This is a genomic window from Corynebacterium auriscanis, from assembly GCF_030408435.1.
Lineage (GTDB): Bacteria > Actinomycetota > Actinomycetes > Mycobacteriales > Mycobacteriaceae > Corynebacterium > Corynebacterium auriscanis.
Genome location: NZ_CP047046.1, coordinates 1562000 through 1579318, shown reverse-complemented (window position 1 = coordinate 1579318; position 17319 = coordinate 1562000). Strand labels below are relative to the sequence as shown.

Sequence of the window (17319 nt, the reverse complement as noted above, 5' to 3'; positions counted from 1 at the left end):
GGTGCCATTTTGTCCTGATCGGGTGCTTTCGGCAGGGTCGTGCGGCTTCGTGTGTGGGAGTGGTGTGCACTGTTGTGGAGGATGGTGCGTGTGGGTCTGGTAGAGAAACTGATGTGTATGGGACTGAAGGTGGCGCGCGGAGCGCGAGGCCAAGCGGGCAAGAGTACCGCCGGGCCCGCCATGTCTGTCCTCGCCGCCCAGATCGCACCTAGCCCGCCCCAGATCGCACCCGGCAGTTCCGCGAATCGTTGGCAATTGTTTGCTCAGGAAAATACTGTGGAAAGTATGAGCGTTGAGATCGAAGAAATCCGTGACTTCCTTGGGAAATATGAGCCCTTCCGCCACCTCGCCCCTGACGAACTCGACCGCCTCAGTTTTTGCTGGAAAATCAGATACGTACGCCGAGGCGAACACCTCCTCGACATAGGGGAACCCAACGATAACCTGCATGTTCTTCGCAGCGGCGCTATCGATGTCATCGATGCCAACGGGCTCCTGCTAGACCGCCGCGATGTAGGGCAGAGCTTTGGCCATTCCACGCTCATCGGCGACCGTGTATCGCAGTTCACCGTCATCACCGTGGAGGACTGCTTAATTCTCACGCTGGATCGGGAATTCTTCCAAAAACTCGTTGAGGATTACCCCGAAGTCAAGCGCTACTACGCTGGCGTTTCCGACCGCGTGCGCCGCGCCAACGTGGAGCAGGAAAACAGCTCCCCAGATTCTGCCGTTCTGCGGACCAAACTGGGGCAATTCGCGATAGAGAATCCCGCCAACACAGTCTCCACCACCACCACCTTGCAAGACGCCGCGAGAATCATGAACGAGCTGCGCGTGAGTTCGCTGCTCATCATCGATAACGACAACCTCGTGGGGATCATCACCGACCGTGACATGCGTAAGGTCGTCGCCCACAACACCCCGGTGTCCACCACAGTGGGCGAAGTGATGCCCACAAAATTGGTCACGCGAAGCTCGGATACCGTTGTCATTGAGGCTATGGTGCTGATGGCGGAACGCGATATTCACCACCTTCCCGTTGTCGATGACGGCAGAGTGACAGGGATCGTCACTGCAGCGGACATCATGCGGCTGCTGAAGCAGGACCCTATCTATGTCACCGGTGAACTCTCCAGCGCGGCAACCCCGGAGGACATGGCCCCGATTTACACTGCCGCCCAGGAAATGGCGGTGAAGTATGTAGAGCGTGGCGTCGCTGCACAAGAAGTACAAGCCCTGCTTACAGTATCTGCCGATGCTTTGGCCCGCCGGTTGCTGCATCTGGCAGAAGAAAAACTGGGACCACCGCCCGTACCGTATGCATTTGTGGTGCTGGGATCGCAGGGGCGACGAGAAATGGGATTCGCTTCCGACCAAGATAATGCGCTGATCTTGGATGACACCTACAACGAAGCACTGCATGAGGAATACTTTGCGCAGCTCGCGGACTATGTGTGCAACGGTTTGGCGACCGCGGGCCAGCCACTGTGCCCCGGGGACATGATGGCCAGCAACCCGAAGTGGCGGATGACGGTTTCGCAGTGGCAGTCATCGTTCCACTACTGGATCACTGCGCCGGAACCCGATGCGCTGCTGTGGGCGATGACCTTTTTCGACATGCGCGGGGTGTACGGCGAGACGGACTTAGCCGATGCTGTGCACGCCCAGGCGGTGGAATCGGCACACGGTGCTACGAGACTGCATGCGCACCTAGCGGCCTTAGCCTCGCGCTGGGAGCCGCCGTTGGGAATTTTCCGCGGCCTGGCTGTAGACCGCAAGGGCAAGTATGCACACACCCTGAACGTGAAGAAGGGAGGCGTGGCGGCATGTGTGCAGATCGCGCGGCTGGTGGCGATCGAGGCGAACAAAGCTGTGCTTCCCACGCGCACGCGCCTGGACCAGGCTGCGGGGGTTAGCTTTCCGCGCAAGAACGCACGCGATCTGCGGGATGCGTTCGATTTCCTCAACGCGGTTTCGTTGCGCAATCAGGCGCAACAGTTCCGCAACGGTGAGGAGTTGAGTTACCAGATCAAGCCGTCCCGCTTGGCGAAGATGGAGCGCGAGAATCTACGCGATGCGTTCCAAATCCTGAAAACTGTTCAAAGCGGGTTGGCTGTGCGCTACCCGATTCGCAATGTCTAATGGGCGGAGTTGAGCATGCTTAACGCACTGAACAGGCTTTTTGGCGGTGATTCCGTGGATGAGCGGGCGGCCACGGGTGCTTTGGCTGAGTATTATCGAACCCCCGCGCCCAGCCGTCGCACGCCGGTGGCGAAGTTGCCGCTGTTGGCCGTGGATGTGGAGACAACGGGTCTGGACTATCGGAAGGACCGCCTGCTTTCTATTGGCTGGGTGCCGGTTAATGGGCATGAAATTGATCTCTCAGGCGCTGGCTATGGCGTGATTGAGCAAGAATCGCACGAAACTGTTGGCGAGTCCGCAACCATTCACGGCCTCACGGACGATCACGTGGATCGGGAAGGCGAGGCGGCCCCCGCGGTTCTCGCCCGCTTGCTTGAGGCACTGCGGGGTCGGGCGATGTTGGTTCACTTCAAGAAGGTGGAATCTTCTTTTATTTCCGACGCCTGCCAGGACTATTTCGGGACCGGCCTGAAGACTCATTATGTGGATACTTTCGAGCTGGCGAGGCGTTTCATTGAGGACGGTGGTGGGCACCCCAAAGGCGACGACCTGAGGCTGGCCCGTGTGCGAGAGCGGTTGAATTTACCGAATTATCACAATCACAATGCGCTGACGGATGCGTTAGCGTGTGCGGAAGTGTATTTGGCTCTGGTGGCGCGGAACCGTGGCATGACGTTGGGTGCGCTGCTGTAAGGGGTGGTGGCGCTGGTGGCTCTGGTGAACGCTCCGGCGCCGGTTTCCCGCGCAGTAGGATGAATGTGCAGCAGAACTCCAACAAAAACGCGTTATTCTGTCGGAGTTCTGCTGCACATTGTGTGATTTAGGGTGCGCGATGGGTGGTTGACCGTTGATGATGCTGTGTCAGCGAGGAATAACTAGGGCGCGGGCGACCCGCACAGCTCCTTAGGGCAGAGATGTGCGGCTGAGCACTCCGCGAGGGTAGAAATATGTGCGGCTGAGCACTCCGCGCCGTTATTTGCGCGCAGTAAGACGAATGTGCAGCAGAAGTCGAACAAAAACGCGTTATTCTGTCGGAGTTCTGCTGCACATTGTGCGGGGTTGTTGCGGTGGTGCCGGGCGGTGTTGGTGCGGGCGGGATTGTTGCAGTGTGGTGTTGGTGCGGGCGGGATTGTTGCAGTGTGGTGTTGGTGCGGGCGGTGTTGTTGCTGGGTTGTTGTGCGGTGTTGTTGCGGGGCGGGGTTAATTGCCGGGATAGTGGACTAGGTGAAAGGTTGACGTGACGACATCTGCGCTGAATGCCGATGCTCTTCTGTGAGGTCAACCGCTCTCCGGTACAGTATGGAAACATGCGTATTGCTCGAATTGCCCACAATGAAGGTCTCGCCTTCGCTGCGTTGGAAGGTGGCCAGCCCGACGGGACTGGTGCCACTTGCCGCGAGATCAGCGGAGTGCCATTCGGAAAAGTCGAACTCACCAATAAAAGCTGGCCGATTGAGGACGTGCGCCTCCTAGCGCCTATTCTGCCTTCCAAGATCGTAGCTGTCGGGCGCAACTACGCCGACCACGTCAAGGAAGTTTTCAAAAAGGGTGCGGAGCACTTGCCACCCACGATCTTCCTGAAGCCACCAACAGCAGTTGTGGGACCTGAGGCTCCAATTCGCATCCCCGAATGGGCAACGAATGTCGAGTTCGAGGGCGAGTTGGCTATCGTTATCGGTCGTCCTTGTAAGGACGTGAAACGCGAGGATTGGAAGTCGGTTGTCATGGGCTTCACAATTGTCAACGATGTGTCTTCGCGTGATCTTCAGTTCGCGGATGGCCAGTGGGCACGTGCGAAGGGGCTGGATAGCTTCTGCCCCCTGGGGCCGTTCATCGAAACCAACGTTGACAGCATTGAAATCGACAATCTTCCGATTAAAGCGCACCTCACCCACGAGGGTGAAACACAGACAAAGCAGGACTCGAATTCTAACCAGATGATCAAGTCCATCCCTGAAATCGTCGAATGGGTTTCCAGCGCGTTCACGCTGATGCCAGGTGATGTGATTTGCACTGGCTCACCGGCGGGCACGGCAGAAATGGTGCCGGGGGATACCATCGAGATCGAAATCCCGGGGCTGGGCCGACTGTCCAACCCGGTTCAGGCTTACGAGCAGTAGCTGACACGAAAGTGGGGCACCACCGGTGGTGCCCCACTTCTTCGCAGTTGGGGGATGGGCGAGCATGAGATGCGGAACCTTGGACGCACCCACGAGAGCAACCAGCACTTCTTGCAGTTGGGGGGGTTGGGCGAGCACGAGATGCGGAACCTTGGACGCACCTACGAGGGCAACTAGCACTTCTTGCAGTTGGGGGGGGTTGGGTGAGCACGAGATGCGGAACCTTGAATGCACCTACGAGGGCAACTAGCACTTCTTGCAGTTGGGGGGGATGGGCGAGCACGAAATGTGCGCAGGTAGGGGAGCGAAAGCGGGGCAGGCGCACCTCATAACGCAATGTGCGCACTGCCCGGGCAGGTGTGGCGGCTCCGGCCCGCTACACCTGGCGCATCGCTGCGGGCACGTTCAGTGCCCGCAGCGCCGTCTGCAGCTTGGCCGTAGTCTCTGTGGCCTCTTCCTCAGGATCCGAATCAGCCACAATTCCACCGCCGGCCCAAGCACGGGCCATCACCCCCTCCATGACACAGCAGCGGATCGCAACCATATACTCACCATCACCAGCGGCATCGCACCACCCAACCGCACCGGCATAAAACTCCCGCGGTTGTTCAACCTCTTCGATGATGCCGATGGCGTCATCGATAGGAGTACCCCCGATGGCAGGCGTGGGGTGAAGCATTAGCGCAAGATCGAGGGCCGAATAATGTGCGTATTCTTCCTTCAGCTCGCCGCGAATGGCCGTGCCTAGGTGAATGACCTCGGTGGTCTCGTGAATGTCCGGCTCGGTCGGAATGTCGAGGTTCTGGCATAGCGGCTCGAGGACATTGCGGTAATGATCCACAACCAACTTGTGCTCGCTTTGGTTTTTATCCGACATCAACAGGTCACGCGCCGCCTGATCATCGATGCTGGCCACGCCCGTGCGTGGCGCGGAACCCGCCAAAGGGAAGGCCGTCACAATGCGGTTTTCCCGGCGCACCAGCATCTCTGGCGAAGAGCCTACGAAAGTAGCCCCCTCGTCTTCATCGCGGCCAGTCGCAGACAAGTCCACGGCAAACCCGTCGCGGTTTGCGGAAAGGTCAATGAGGCGCGCAGCCACCAACAGCGGGTCCGGCTCGTTTTCGAACGTGACATCGACGGCGCGCGCCAGCACCACCTTTTCCAAACGTGTCTGCTGGATCGTGGCAATGGCGGCGGCAACCGCGGCCTTGTGTTCATTCAGACTGGTCACCGGGATGATGGATGAAACCCGCAACGATTCCGCCGCGTTCTGTCCCCGGAAAAACGCGGGTGGCTCTAGCGGCCCTTCGCTGACCACAACCGATTCGGGTTGTACTAGCGCGGCGCGGAAACTGGTCTTGAATGGAATAGCGCCCACGAGCAGATCCACGTGCCCGTCGTGCAGCGCTTGGGCAGCTTCGAAAGGATCCGGGTACGAGGCTTTTCGACCCTGCGTCCGGATGCTGCTATGGGGACGCGAGAGCAAAAAATCCGGGGCGGTGGCCGGTCTCTGGTGCTCTGCAGTCATGCGCTTAAGTCTACTAAGCGCGTCGGACAAAACCGATTCGAGGGCGGTGCCGCCCACACGCGCTAACCCCTTTACGCCCCGCAGCACTCGCCGTGCCTTACATAGGCATGCCTCGCCGGGCGCATTTTCGGCGCTCCCCGGCCGCGCTTACGCCGCAGTCTCCTCGGTGTGCATTCCCGCCCACTCACCCCGATACCGTCATGGGTTCCCCGTAACGTTCATTTGCAACCACCGCCCACTCACCCCTGACCCAGGTCCCGCCCCAAGTAAGGCATCTCCGCCGCGGTCACCGTCACCTCCGCCCACTCACCCCCGCCCCAAGTAAGGCATCTCCGCCGCGGTCACCGTCACCACCGCCCACTCACCCCGATCCCGTTATGGGCTCCCCGTAACGATCATGTGCAACCACCGTCCGCTCACCTCCGCCCACTCACCCCCGCCCCAAGTAAGGCATCCCCGCCGCGGTCACCGTCACCTGATCCACGCACACATCCAGCGGCAAGTCCGCCACGGAGGCGAGAAGTTGGGCGGCGCGGGTGGCGTCGAACATGGGTTCAGAGGACGTAAAACTTCCCAAAAGGTCCGTGCGAGCGTTGCCGATGTCCAGCTCCGTGGCGCGAATCGCGTACGGGCGGCCGTCGAGGTTGGTGCTGACCGTGAGGCTCGCGATCGCGGCTTTCGTCGCCGCGTACGTGGCGGCTGCCGGGCGCGGGCGAGTCGCGGCGATCGAACCGTTGTTGATGATTCGCCCGCCGCCGTGTGCCTTCATCCACGCGAACGCCCCCTGCGTGCACAGAAACGCCCCGCGCAGGTTGGTGCGCACGGTCCGGTCGAAGTCCTCGATGTTGATCGTGTCGATTTCACCGGTGGGGCCGGGGGCGCCGGCGTTGTTGACCAGGAGATCTAGGCGTCCGAAGGTTGCGGTTGCTTCTTCAAACATTTTCTCGACGCCAACCTCATCCCCAACATCGCACGTCACGGCAAGATGCCGATGCGCGTGGGCCTCGTGGGGCGAGGCGGGGGTGCCCGGTTCGACCTGCGCGTTCACGTCGTTTTGTCCGGTGGGGTGTGTTCCGGTGGTGGGCTGTCGGGTTTGCGCGTTCACGTCGTTTTGTCCGGTGGGGTGTGCTCCGGTGGTGGGCTGTTGGGTTTGCGTGTTCGTTTCGTTTTGTCCGGTCGAGTTTTCCTCGTTGAACCCGTCACTCAGCGATTTTTCCAGTGACGCAATGGTTTCCTCCAACGAAGAGCGTGTGCGCCCTACCGCAACGATCGACCATCCTTTCCTAGCCAGTTCTTGCGCGAACAGCCGTCCCAGTCCAGACCCAGCGCCGGTAATGACGGCCACTTTCCGGTCCGAGCGATCTCGCCGCTCGCCCTCATCCCGCAGTCCGTGCTGTCCCAGCTCTGTATGCCCCGCGCGATTCTCTGTTGATTCGTACTCGTTCCACGGCTTCTGCGGTTTTTCCATGGCGTGCTTTTCCTGAGCTTCCCGCGGATCTGACAACTTCCGCCCTTCCTGCCGTCCCAATCAGTGAATTTGTTGCTTTTGGATGACTCTACTGCTCGCGGTGCTCATCTACTCCCGTTTCCAGCTCTCCACGGGTAATCGATGCTTACCGCGTTCCAGACGTGATGAAAAACCTCGTGCCCTGTTCCCGTCCTGTTGGGTTTGCAGAGTGAGATGTTGCGGGTGTTGCGTGGGGGTGTTGTTTCGTTCTGCTTTTTGTGGATGGTGCGGTGTGTGGTGGGGCACTGCTCTGGGTGGAACGGGTGGCCTGTTGGGTTTGCAGAGTGAGATGTTGCGGGTGTTGCGTGGGGGTGTTGTTTCGTTCTGCTTTTTGTGGATGGTGCGGTGTGTGGTGGGGCACTGCTCTGGGTGGAACGGGTGGCCTGTTGGGTTTGCAGAGTGAGATGTTGCGGGCGTTGTGTGGGGGTGTTGTTTCGTTCTGCTTTTCGGGGATGGTGCGGTGCGTGGTGGGGCACTGCTCTGGGTGGAGCGAGTGGCTTGTTGGGTTTGCAGAGTGAGATGTTGCGGGCGTTGCGTGGGGGTGTTATTTCGTTCTGCTTTTTGTGGATGGTGCGGTGCGTGGTGGGGGTATCAGCTTGAGAATTAAAGAGCGGAAATACAGAAACCAACGGCCGCGAGGTTTGCGCCGCCATCCCTGCGGCGCAAACCCTACCGAGCCCGTGCAATTACTTGCTGCACATGCCGCCTAACCATAAAGGGATCGCGCATGCTCGAAGCCGTGAACCGCAGCACTGTCGCCCCGCGCGCTTGCAGCACACGGTCCACCATCGCATCGTGTTCGCGCTGCGCGGGATCGTTATGGTGAGAACCGTCGTAAAACAGCGCCAGCCAGTACTTTCTCGATGCCAAATCGATTCGTGTCAGAATCTTGCTCCGCCATGGACGCGCTTGCCCGCCCGAGGACATCGGTAATTCCTCCGACTCTGCGAGTTGGGAGAATGTGGCGTCGTCCAAAGAAAAGTCGTCCAAAATACCCGCCGAGTCGTCCGGAATACCCGCCGAGCAATCAGCCGACGAGAAAGGAAGCGCAGACGCCGGCGCGAAGGGTTCCGCGCGCCCCGCCACCGTCTCGTACACTGGCACCTGTGGTGCCACGTCGGGCAGCAGGTCCCGCACCAGCAGGCGGAGAACGGTCTCGGGCGGCGAATCCGCGTTCTGCACCGACAGCGCCCACAGTCGCTTTAACCTGCGCCTGCTCACGCGCCCACGCGCGCGCTCGGCGATCACGCCAGAATCGAGCGGAATGTGCCGGCGAACGGCGTCGATGAGCTGGACTGCGCGGATTTCGTGGGCGCTGAGGTGGCACGCCCCGCACAAATCGGGCATCCCCGGCAGCTTCCACGCGTTCCGTCCCTTCAGCACGGAAATTAGACAGCGCACGAGCGCCTCCTCCGCGCAGACGGCCTGCACATCGCCGGGTAATTCGAAATGTGCTGAATCGAACAGCGTTTGGTCCGCCAGCGGCACGGCCCCGTCGTATTTCACATGCTGCACCGCGCGCACGGAACTCGCCCGCTTGTTCGTGCGGCTCACCACCTCCACGGGCATGTCATTGCAAAACGCAGGCAACCCCAGCACATGCAGCGCGGCCCAGCCGGTCAGCACCAACGTGGGATGCTCCATTGCATGCGCACGCAACCGGATCGTCATCGGCAGAATCGACCCGTCGCGGTGCGCCTCCGGTAGGCGCTCCACCCCAAAACTCCTAGTCACGCGCACCATTCTTGATTGCCGCCGTCCCCTCGGCCATGCCTCGGGCCACGGTTCTTTTCTCATCGACGCCCCCTTTCTCCCCTCACGAATCTCACCCCGGGTGGTCGTGGGGCGCTCCTGTAACCCCCTCTGGAGCGCCCCGACCCCCGCTATTGAATTAACCATGTGGAACCTGGGCAGGGGAGGGCCAAAGACGTGACATGTGGATAACTCCTGCTTTACAGCGGGTTTTCCACATGGGGGCGGAGAAAAACTTGACTGCGGACGTGCTGTGAAGCGGCGTGGAAAACTTGACTGCGGACGTGCTGTGAAGGGGCGTGGAAAACTTGACTGCGGACGTGCTGTGAGGGGGCGTGGAAAGGGCATGGGCGCGGGTGTGGGCGCGGCGGGGGCTCCTCAATGTGCGCAAAGCAGAATGAGATGCGCGTGTGAGTGTGTGTTGTGGTCTTTTCGTTCTGCTAATGCGGCCAGGTGCTGGCGATCGTGATGGTGCTGGTGGTGGTGCTGGCGGGGCGCGGGTGTGGGCGCGGCGGGGACTCCTCAATGTGCGCAAAGCAGAATGAGATGCGCGTGCGAGTGTGTGTTGTGGTCTTTTCGTTCTGCTAATGCTGCCAGGTGCTGGTGATCGTGATACTGATCGTGTTGATGATGCTGGTGCTAGTGCTGGCGATCGTGATGGTGCTAGTGGTGGTGATGGTGCTGGTGCTGGCGGGGCACGGACGCGGGCACGGGGGCGTGTCAAGTTTTTTGTGTGTGGAGGTTTGTTTTCTAGATGTATGGGGCGAATCGGTCGGGGTAGGCGACGATCATTTGGTTGAGTGCTTCCATCCAGCCGACGGTTGTTCTCCCTTCGATTATGCGTCCTGATTTATCTGGTTTCGGTGCCCCTTTCGCTTTCTTTGCACGCTTGAGTGCTCGCTTGTCTTCGATCGTGCAGATCGTCAACCACAGTGCTTTTACTGCAGCGATATCGTTGGGGAACTGGATGCGATTGCGGGTGGCTTTACGCAGTTCACTATTGAGTGATTCGATCGCGTTGGTCGTGTAGACCATTTTCCGCACCTGCGGGGTGAACTGCAGAAACGGTACAAACCTCTCCCAGGCGCGTTCCCATACCAAGACAGATTGTGGGTATTTCTTACCGAGTTCACTGTCAGCAAACCGGTTAAGCGCGCTGCGTGCTTCGGTCTCATTGACTGCCGTGTAGACCTCTTTTAGCGCGGCGGAGACGGCTTTGCGGTCACCGTAAGCGACGTATTTGTTGGCGTTACGGATCAGATGCACCACACAGGTCTGCACGAGTGAATGCGGCCAGGTTGCTTCAATGGCTTCCGGCAGACCTTTAAGTCCGTCACAGGCAACGATGAAGACGTCTTCGATTCCGCGGTTGGCTAGTTCTGCGCATACCCCTGACCAAAACGATGCACCCTCATTGGCGGCAACCCAGATGCCGAGGATGTGTTTGATTCCGTCGAGGTCAATGCCTACAGCAATGTGGGCCGCTTTGTTGACGACTCTGCCACCGTCGCGGACGTTGATGCGGATGGCATCCAAAAACATGATGGGATAAAACGCATCCAGCTTGCGGTGCTGCCACTGCATGACGGCATCCAGCACCGAATCGGTGACGTTGCTGATCGTCTCATGGGACATATCCACCCCATAGGAGGTGTGAATATGGTGCTGGATATCCCTAATCGTCATGCCGCCGGCATACAAGGACACGATCATGTCATCCAGCTCTGTAATCCGACGGGCGCCTTTGGGAACCATTCGCGGGATAAACGAACCATCACGATCACGGGGAATGTCAATCTCGATCGGCCCGTAGTTCGTATCGACTGTTTTTGAATAACTACCATTGCGATGGTTTGTCTGCCCCGCAGCGGCCTTTGCCGTACGGTCACCGGATTCATAACCCAGGTGCGCCTCCATTTCAGCGGCCAGGCCGCTGTTGATCGATGACTGCAGCACCCCGCGGACAAGCGCGTTGATGTCGCCATCGGCAGCCTGGGCTAGCTCACCTATCAGTTTCGATAATTCCGGGCTCGCCATGATCCTGTTGGAAACAGCCTTAACCTGATCAGCGTTCTGATGTTTCTTCGGAGACATAGTTGTCATAATGGTTCATCCTTCAGACTATGTGGTGGAACCCCCCACACAAACCATCTGACACCCTCGGGCACGGGCATGAGCGCGGCGGGAGCTCCTCAATGCGTAAAAACAAACATCCAACTGCCACCTCAGGAGGCCCTCCCTGTGCCACACTTACGACATGATGCACGATGGCAACCCTCTTTACGAACCGAACTCCAACATGCACGACGATGCGGCCCAACCCGTCGACCTCGATCCCTTCGACCCTAATCTCAGCGTGCGCGATCTCGATCCCGCCGACCCTAACCTCAGCGTGCATGACCTCGATCCCACCGACCCCCACTGCATCGTGCACGACCTCATCACCGCCCACAACATCTCGATCGGCTACCCACACACAACGGAGGCGGGGTGGCGTAGGGGCGTCGAGGCGAAAGAAAAGCACCGGCCCACCCCAAGTTCGCCCCTGCGTGTAGAAATGTGGTGGCCATTCGACCGCCCGGACCCCACGGAGCGCGAGATTGCCCGCTTGACGAGCTTCCTCACGAGCAACAATTTGCAGCTCATCGCGATGAACCTCTGGGCTGGCGACATGGCAGCGGGGGAGCGGGGAGTGCTGCATCGCGAACCGCTGCCTGCTTCTCATATCGACGCCGTCGCCCGCATCCATGACCTCACCGGGGTGTCGAAGTTTAACCTGCTGGTGGGGCGGCGCGGGGAGGATGCGGACTCGTGGCAAGTCCAATGCGAGCGCTTTGCCCGAGCTGTGGTGGATGTGTACCGCGCGACCGGGGGAAAGGTGCTGGTCGAAAACATGAGTGGCATCGAGGATTATCCGATTAAGCGCGTGCGAGAGGCGTTCGAGTTGACGTGGAAGGTTTCTAGCTTTCTGGATGACCGCGCTCGCGACGAGAGCGGCTTCGATTGGGTTGATGACGATTCGATTGAGCAGGTGGAGTCGGAAGGCGTGGGCGTGCTGCTCGATATCTATCACTTCCTGACCAACTGGGAGGCGGGGATCGAGACGAATGACCCGTGGGACGGATTTTGTTCGCACCATCTAGGGGTTGCCACTGGGGCGGAGTACGGGCACTCCGTTAGCTTTAACGACGAGCATGAACCCACTGATGGTGCGGCGGGGCGCCTTGGTGATGAAGATGACGAAAGCGAAAGGGTCGACGAAAGCGACGAAACCGGCGAGGCCGACGAAAGCGACGAAACCGGCGAGGCCGGCGAAAGCGACGAAAGCGGCGAAGGCGACGAGACCGGCGAGGCCGGCGAAAGCGGCGAAAGCGACGAGACCGGCGAAAACGACGAAGGTTCCGCCCACTGCGCCACTCGCGATGTCGGCCCGGGAGAAATAGGTAACTCTCTCTTCTACTTCGCGGGCTGCATGGGCTTCAGTCACGAAGTCTCCCACGTGCAGGTCGCCACGTGGCCCGATCGTTGCGAGCCGCGATCCGACGACTATCAGATTCTCTCGATCCTGAACGGACTGAGCCCTCGGGCCAATAGAGTTGGCGGGCCCGTTGTGCTGGACATCGTAGGGGAGTGGCTGCCTAGCTCCGATTAGAGTCGAGTCGCTGAATGCGGATTCGCGAACAAGCGCGACGTCGCAAGGGGGGTGCATAGCGGGCGTATCTCCCGACACGCCGCCACACTGGCGCTACTTTTGTGACAACCGTTACTAATGTTACTTAAGTGATTCTTGAGGATGTTGTTAAAGCCGTCCGCACGGCAACCTGCGCCCTTCTTCGCCTCTCCACCGCCGGGCCGTCGCGCGCGGCAATCGCGGTGCGCCCGTCGGCCACGATGCTCCGCGCCTTCTTCACTGGCCTGGCCTTAGTGGGGCTTGTTGTTGCCGGTTTAACGACGCCAATCTTTCCCTACCCACATGCGTCCGCCGAAACTGTACCGGGGCCGGCCCACGCGCCGCGGCAGCATTCTGCGCCAGCACCCGCCCACAAGCCGGCACCAGCACATGCACACAAGCCCGCACCCGTCCGCGAGTCAGCGCCAGCACCCGCACCAGCACCTGCACACAAGCCCGCACCTGCACCTGCACACATGCCCGCGCCTGTCCGCGAGCCAGCGCCTGCATCCGCCCCCAAGTCAGTGCCCGATCCCAAGCCCGCACCAGCGCCGGCACCCGCCCACAAGCCAGCACCAGCACCTGCACACAAGCCCGCACCCGCACCACTCCCACACCACCTAGCCACACACCCAGCTTCCAACGTGACCAAAGCCAAGCCCGGTGAGGCAGTCAACGTTGAATTCACGCTCCCCAACGGGCACAAGCGCCGGGCGATTGTGAGCGTCACCGCGGACTACAATCCCGCACACCCAACTCCGGTCCTCTTCGGCTTTGGCGGCTGGCACGACAGTCCGGAAAACTTCCGCAACTACTCCCGCTTCGCAAACACCGGCGCCGCACGGGAAGCGATCGTGGTGTATCCGGCGGGCGTCGAGTATGCATGGGAGGGAGCCCCGTACGCAGTCACCCCACGTGGCGGTGATGTAGCCTTCGCACGGCAGATTGTGGACGAGCTCGATGCGCACTTCAACGTGGACCGCAAGCGCATCTACGCTGCCGGAATGTCCAACGGTGGAGGTTTCGCGGTGAGCTTCGCGTGCCAGGCTCCGGATTTGGTGGCGGGGGTGGTGTCGGTCTCGGGGGCGTTCTACAATCCGGTCCTCGAAAATTGTGCGCCCGGGCCAGTGGCGACGTTCATCATTCATGGCGTTCAGGATCAGCTCACCCGCTTCGAAGGCGGTCACCTGCACCGCGCTCCCTACCTCTCCGCGCCGGCGGTGGCTGACAGTGCGGCGAAGCGCAACCTCTGCGCGCCCCACCCGGTAGTTGAACAAAAGCCCGAAAATGTGACTCAGTTCGGCTACCCAGGCTGCGCGAAGGAGGCCGTCTTCTGGCGTATCAACGACCAAGGCCACAACTGGTATTTCACCCCGGATGTCGCCAATGAGGTCTGGAATTTCCTCGCCCGTCAGCATAAGTAATCCGCAGGAGTGGCTTTTATGAAATAGGTTTGCATGGAAGCGTTGCGTATTTATCCTAATCATGGGGTAAGTTCTTTCTGTGCAAAATACTTCTAAATCTCGGCGCGATATCGCGACTTCCCGCCACTGCGCGCCCCTCGCCTCCGATGCGATCGTCGAGGCCCCTCGTTCCACCTCTCGTTCCACCTCTCGTTCCGCCCTTCGTTCCGCCACCGGCCGCCGCTTCGTCACAGGTTTCATGGCGGCTTCTACCGCGTTAGCGCTCACTGTGGTTCCTGCCAACGACGCCCCCAGCCCCCTCGCCAACGTCACCCCTTCGGCGCAGGCGCAAACTCTGCCGGGTTCTAGCAGTGCCACTGGCAGTCTCGGTGGCGGCGGAAACTTCATGGTTCAGCTGCGCCAGATTCTGGAATTTATCAACGGTCTGCTGCAGATCTTCAACGGCGGGGGCGGCCCTCTGCCGAATATCCCGAATGGCCCATCGGCCCCGGGGGCTGACGCTCAAACGCGCACCTTCAACGTCAACGGTGCTTCCCGCACTGCGATCGTCAAGATGCCATCGTCCGGAAAAACGAAGAACCTGCCCGTGCTCTTTATGTTCTCCGGTTGGCAGCACACCGCTGCGCAGGCCCGTGGCTACGCGGCTTTGGAGGGCACCGGCGCTGGCTCCGATGCGATCATTGTGTACCCGCAGGGCCGCAGCAACGCGTGGGAGGGTGCGCCATATGCGACGACGTCCCGCGGTGAGGACGTGGCGTTCGTGCGTGAAATTGTCCGCACCCTGGCCAATGAGGGCAAGGTCGACCGCTCTCGTGTGTACGCAACTGGTTTGTCTAATGGTGGTGGCATGGCCTTGGCTCTGGCGTGCCAGGCGCCTGATCTGATGGCGGGTGTGGTTGGAGTTTCCGGTGCGTACTATAACCCGGTGTGGTCGAATTGTGGCTCCGGCAAGGTGCCTGCGTTGATCATCCACGGCACGAATGATGCGACCGTTGCCTACGAAGGTGGCACTCGCCATGGCGCGCCGTATCGTTCGATCGAGCAGATGCACCAGCTGGTTGGTACCCGTAACGGCTGCTTGGCTTTCGGGGCGCCTCAGGAAAGCATCAGCGGTAGTGTGACAACGTACACGTTCAGTGGTTGCTCCGCAGAGACCCACGTCAAGAAGGTGTCTGGCGGCACCCATACGTGGTACCCGGTGAACCCAAGCGCGGCGCGGGAATCCTGGTCCTTCCTGTCCAAGCAGAGCAAGTAGCTGCTGCTGGTGGGGCGGGGGAAGCAGGCGCACGCATTCCCTAGCGCACCGTTCCGTGCCCCACACCTTGCCACTGTTTTGCTGGCGGGCACGTCTGGCGCCCGCACCCACGACTGCACTTGGAGCCCGCACCCACGACTGCGCCCTCCGAACCTCACCGCACGCTTTTCCTAGCGCGCCCCACCCAGTCCATGTCTGGGCCCGTGGGTAAACTATTTATCCATGAGTGAAGTACGCGTTCGTTTCTGCCCATCGCCCACCGGCACACCCCACGTCGGAATGGTGCGCACAGCCCTGTTCAACTGGGCATATGCTCGCCACACCGGTGGCAAGCTGGTTTTCCGTATCGAGGATACGGATGCCAAGCGCGATAGCGAGGAAAGCTACCAGGCAATCATTGATTCGCTGAAGTGGCTGAATCTGGGCTGGGACGAAGGCATTGAGGTCGGCGGGCCTCACGAGCCATACCGCCAGTCCCAGCGCATGGACATTTACGCGGAAGTCCTCGAGAAGCTGAAGGCCTCCGGCGACGTCTACCCCGCATACTCCACTGCGGAGGAAGTTGAGGAGCGCCACAAGGCCGCTGGCCGCGATCCCAAGCTGGGCTACGACAATTACGATCGCACCCTCACGGACGAGCAGATCGAGGCATTCAAGGCCGAGGGGCGCGAGCCGGTCTGGCGCCTGCGCATGCCCGATGATCGCGTGTACCAGTGGAACGATCTCGTGCGTGGCGAGATGACCGTCGATGGCAAGACCGTCCCAGACTTCGTGGTCGCACGCTCCAACGGCCAGCCACTGTACACCCTGGTAAACCCCGTGGACGATGCCCTCATGCGCATCACCCACGTCCTGCGTGGCGAGGACCTGCTACCTTCCACCCCGCGTCAGATCGCACTGTACGAGGCGCTGGTCCGCGTGGGTGTCGCAGAAGCCGTGCCCACCTTCGGCCACCTGCCGTTCGTGATGGGGGAGGGCAACAAGAAGCTCTCTAAGCGCGACCCCGAGTCCAACCTGTTCAACCACCGCGATAACGGCATCATCCCCGAGGGCATGCTGAATTACCTGTCGCTGCTGGGCTGGTCGCTGTCTGCGAACGAGGACATCTTCACGATGCAGCAGCTCATCGACAACTTCGACATCGCGGACGTCAAGCCCAACCCTGCCCGCTTCGACCAGAAGAAGCTCGAGGCCATCAACGCCGATCACATCCGCCTGCTGGACCTCGACGACTTCACCGCTCGCCTGCGCGCGTACCTAGAGGAGTACAAGGGCTTCCCCGCGGACTACCCAGCTTACAAGTTCGCGTTCGCGGCCGAGTTGGTGCAGACACGCATCAAGGTTCTCTCCGATGCTGACGGTTTGCTTCGCTTCCTTGTCACGGGGGACGACGCCCTCGAGCTCGACGAAAAGGCCGCCCGCAAGAACTTGAAGGAAGACGCGGTCGAGGTCCTGCAGGTATCCTTCGAGCAGCTGGAGGCTATCTCGGACGAGGACTTCAAGACCGAGGTTATTGAGAAGGCTCTGCAGGGCAAGCTCATTGAGGAGATGGAGCTGAAGCCCCGCAAGGCGTATGGGGCGCTACGCGTGGCGGTCTCGGGCGCGGCGGTGAGCCCTCCACTGTTCGAGTCCATGGAGTTGCTGGGCAAGGCCTCGACGCTGGCGCGCCTGCGCAAGGCGCAGTCCGTCACCCCGTTCCCCGCAGCGCAGTAACCCTCCCCGCGGTCTTGCGCCTGCCCCGCCCGGTGCACCCCGCGGTTCTTAATATGAGGGGAGCGTAGTAACCCATCCCGCCCGTCGCGCGGATCGCGGGCAATCTGCGCTCTCCAGTCGCTCCGGCTTCGGGGCTTTGCCGCAGGAGTAGCAGTTCTCTCCTGATGGAAACGCCACCTGACCAGCGGATTTGATTCCGCTGTGAAGG

General features: G+C 60.6%; 11 protein-coding genes. 7 read left to right on the top strand and 4 right to left on the bottom strand.

Annotated features, from left to right (window positions below):
- The first annotated feature begins 285 nt into the window (after positions 1-285).
- The 3 genes from CAURIC_RS06660 to CAURIC_RS06650 all read left to right on the top strand — a co-directional run bounded on the left by CAURIC_RS06660 (position 286) and on the right by CAURIC_RS06650 (position 4262).
- Positions 286-2142 carry a DUF294 nucleotidyltransferase-like domain-containing protein gene (locus tag CAURIC_RS06660; protein WP_035115364.1) on the top strand — a complete coding sequence of 619 codons (1857 nt, stop codon included), beginning with the start codon at positions 286-288 and terminating at the stop codon, positions 2140-2142.
- A 15-nt stretch (positions 2143-2157) separates the two neighbouring features.
- Positions 2158-2835, top strand: a complete 678-nt coding sequence (locus CAURIC_RS06655; RefSeq protein WP_035115333.1) for an exonuclease domain-containing protein — start codon at positions 2158-2160, stop codon at positions 2833-2835.
- A 614-nt stretch (positions 2836-3449) separates the two neighbouring features.
- Complete coding sequence (locus CAURIC_RS06650) at positions 3450-4262, top strand: fumarylacetoacetate hydrolase family protein (protein WP_035115336.1); 813 nt, start codon at positions 3450-3452, stop codon at positions 4260-4262.
- A 376-nt stretch (positions 4263-4638) separates the two neighbouring features.
- On the opposite strand, the gene CAURIC_RS06645 is transcribed toward CAURIC_RS06650, so the two are convergent.
- The 4 genes from CAURIC_RS06645 to CAURIC_RS06630 form a co-directional block, all read right to left on the bottom strand.
- Positions 4639-5790: an isochorismate synthase gene (locus CAURIC_RS06645; RefSeq protein ID WP_035115366.1), complete on the bottom strand. Its 1152-nt coding sequence runs from the start codon at positions 5788-5790 to the stop codon at positions 4639-4641.
- 430 nt (positions 5791-6220) lie between these two features.
- Positions 6221-7258 carry an SDR family oxidoreductase gene (locus CAURIC_RS06640; RefSeq protein ID WP_290182188.1) on the bottom strand — a complete coding sequence of 346 codons (1038 nt, stop codon included), beginning with the start codon at positions 7256-7258 and terminating at the stop codon, positions 6221-6223.
- A 708-nt stretch (positions 7259-7966) separates the two neighbouring features.
- Positions 7967-9031 (bottom strand): endonuclease domain-containing protein, encoded by a 1065-nt coding sequence (locus CAURIC_RS06635; RefSeq protein WP_156963522.1) that lies wholly within the window; start codon positions 9029-9031, stop codon positions 7967-7969.
- A gap of 768 nt (positions 9032-9799) precedes the next feature.
- Positions 9800-11152, bottom strand: a complete 1353-nt coding sequence (locus CAURIC_RS06630; RefSeq protein ID WP_035114042.1) for an IS256 family transposase — start codon at positions 11150-11152, stop codon at positions 9800-9802.
- A gap of 154 nt (positions 11153-11306) precedes the next feature.
- Between CAURIC_RS06630 and CAURIC_RS06625 the strand changes: the two genes are divergently transcribed.
- The 4 genes from CAURIC_RS06625 to gltX all read left to right on the top strand — a co-directional run bounded on the left by CAURIC_RS06625 (position 11307) and on the right by gltX (position 17111).
- Positions 11307-12701 (top strand): hypothetical protein, encoded by a 1395-nt coding sequence (locus CAURIC_RS06625; RefSeq protein WP_052094993.1) that lies wholly within the window; start codon positions 11307-11309, stop codon positions 12699-12701.
- 128 nt (positions 12702-12829) lie between these two features.
- Positions 12830-14143 carry a CE1 family esterase gene (locus CAURIC_RS06620; protein ID WP_290182183.1) on the top strand — a complete coding sequence of 438 codons (1314 nt, stop codon included), beginning with the start codon at positions 12830-12832 and terminating at the stop codon, positions 14141-14143.
- Positions 14144-14222: 79 nt separating this feature from the next.
- Positions 14223-15398 carry a CE1 family esterase gene (locus CAURIC_RS06615; RefSeq protein WP_235700714.1) on the top strand — a complete coding sequence of 392 codons (1176 nt, stop codon included), beginning with the start codon at positions 14223-14225 and terminating at the stop codon, positions 15396-15398.
- A 222-nt stretch (positions 15399-15620) separates the two neighbouring features.
- Positions 15621-17111, top strand: a complete 1491-nt coding sequence (gltX, locus tag CAURIC_RS06610; protein ID WP_035114036.1) for a glutamate--tRNA ligase — start codon at positions 15621-15623, stop codon at positions 17109-17111.
- Positions 17112-17319: the final 208 nt, after the last annotated feature.

What these genes read in the sequence shown, in the direction of transcription:
- CAURIC_RS06640 (WP_290182188.1), bottom strand. Translation starts at nt 7,258, where the DNA reads ATGGAAAAACCGCAGAAGCCGTGGAACGAGTACGAATCAACAGAGAAT.
- CAURIC_RS06655 (WP_035115333.1), top strand. Translation starts at nt 2,158, where the DNA reads ATGCTTAACGCACTGAACAGGCTTTTTGGCGGTGATTCCGTGGATGAG.
- CAURIC_RS06660 (WP_035115364.1), top strand. Translation starts at nt 286, where the DNA reads ATGAGCGTTGAGATCGAAGAAATCCGTGACTTCCTTGGGAAATATGAG.
- CAURIC_RS06645 (WP_035115366.1), bottom strand. Translation starts at nt 5,790, where the DNA reads ATGACTGCAGAGCACCAGAGACCGGCCACCGCCCCGGATTTTTTGCTC.
- CAURIC_RS06625 (WP_052094993.1), top strand. Translation starts at nt 11,307, where the DNA reads ATGATGCACGATGGCAACCCTCTTTACGAACCGAACTCCAACATGCAC.
- gltX (WP_035114036.1), top strand. Translation starts at nt 15,621, where the DNA reads ATGAGTGAAGTACGCGTTCGTTTCTGCCCATCGCCCACCGGCACACCC.
- CAURIC_RS06650 (WP_035115336.1), top strand. Translation starts at nt 3,450, where the DNA reads ATGCGTATTGCTCGAATTGCCCACAATGAAGGTCTCGCCTTCGCTGCG.
- CAURIC_RS06630 (WP_035114042.1), bottom strand. Translation starts at nt 11,152, where the DNA reads ATGACAACTATGTCTCCGAAGAAACATCAGAACGCTGATCAGGTTAAG.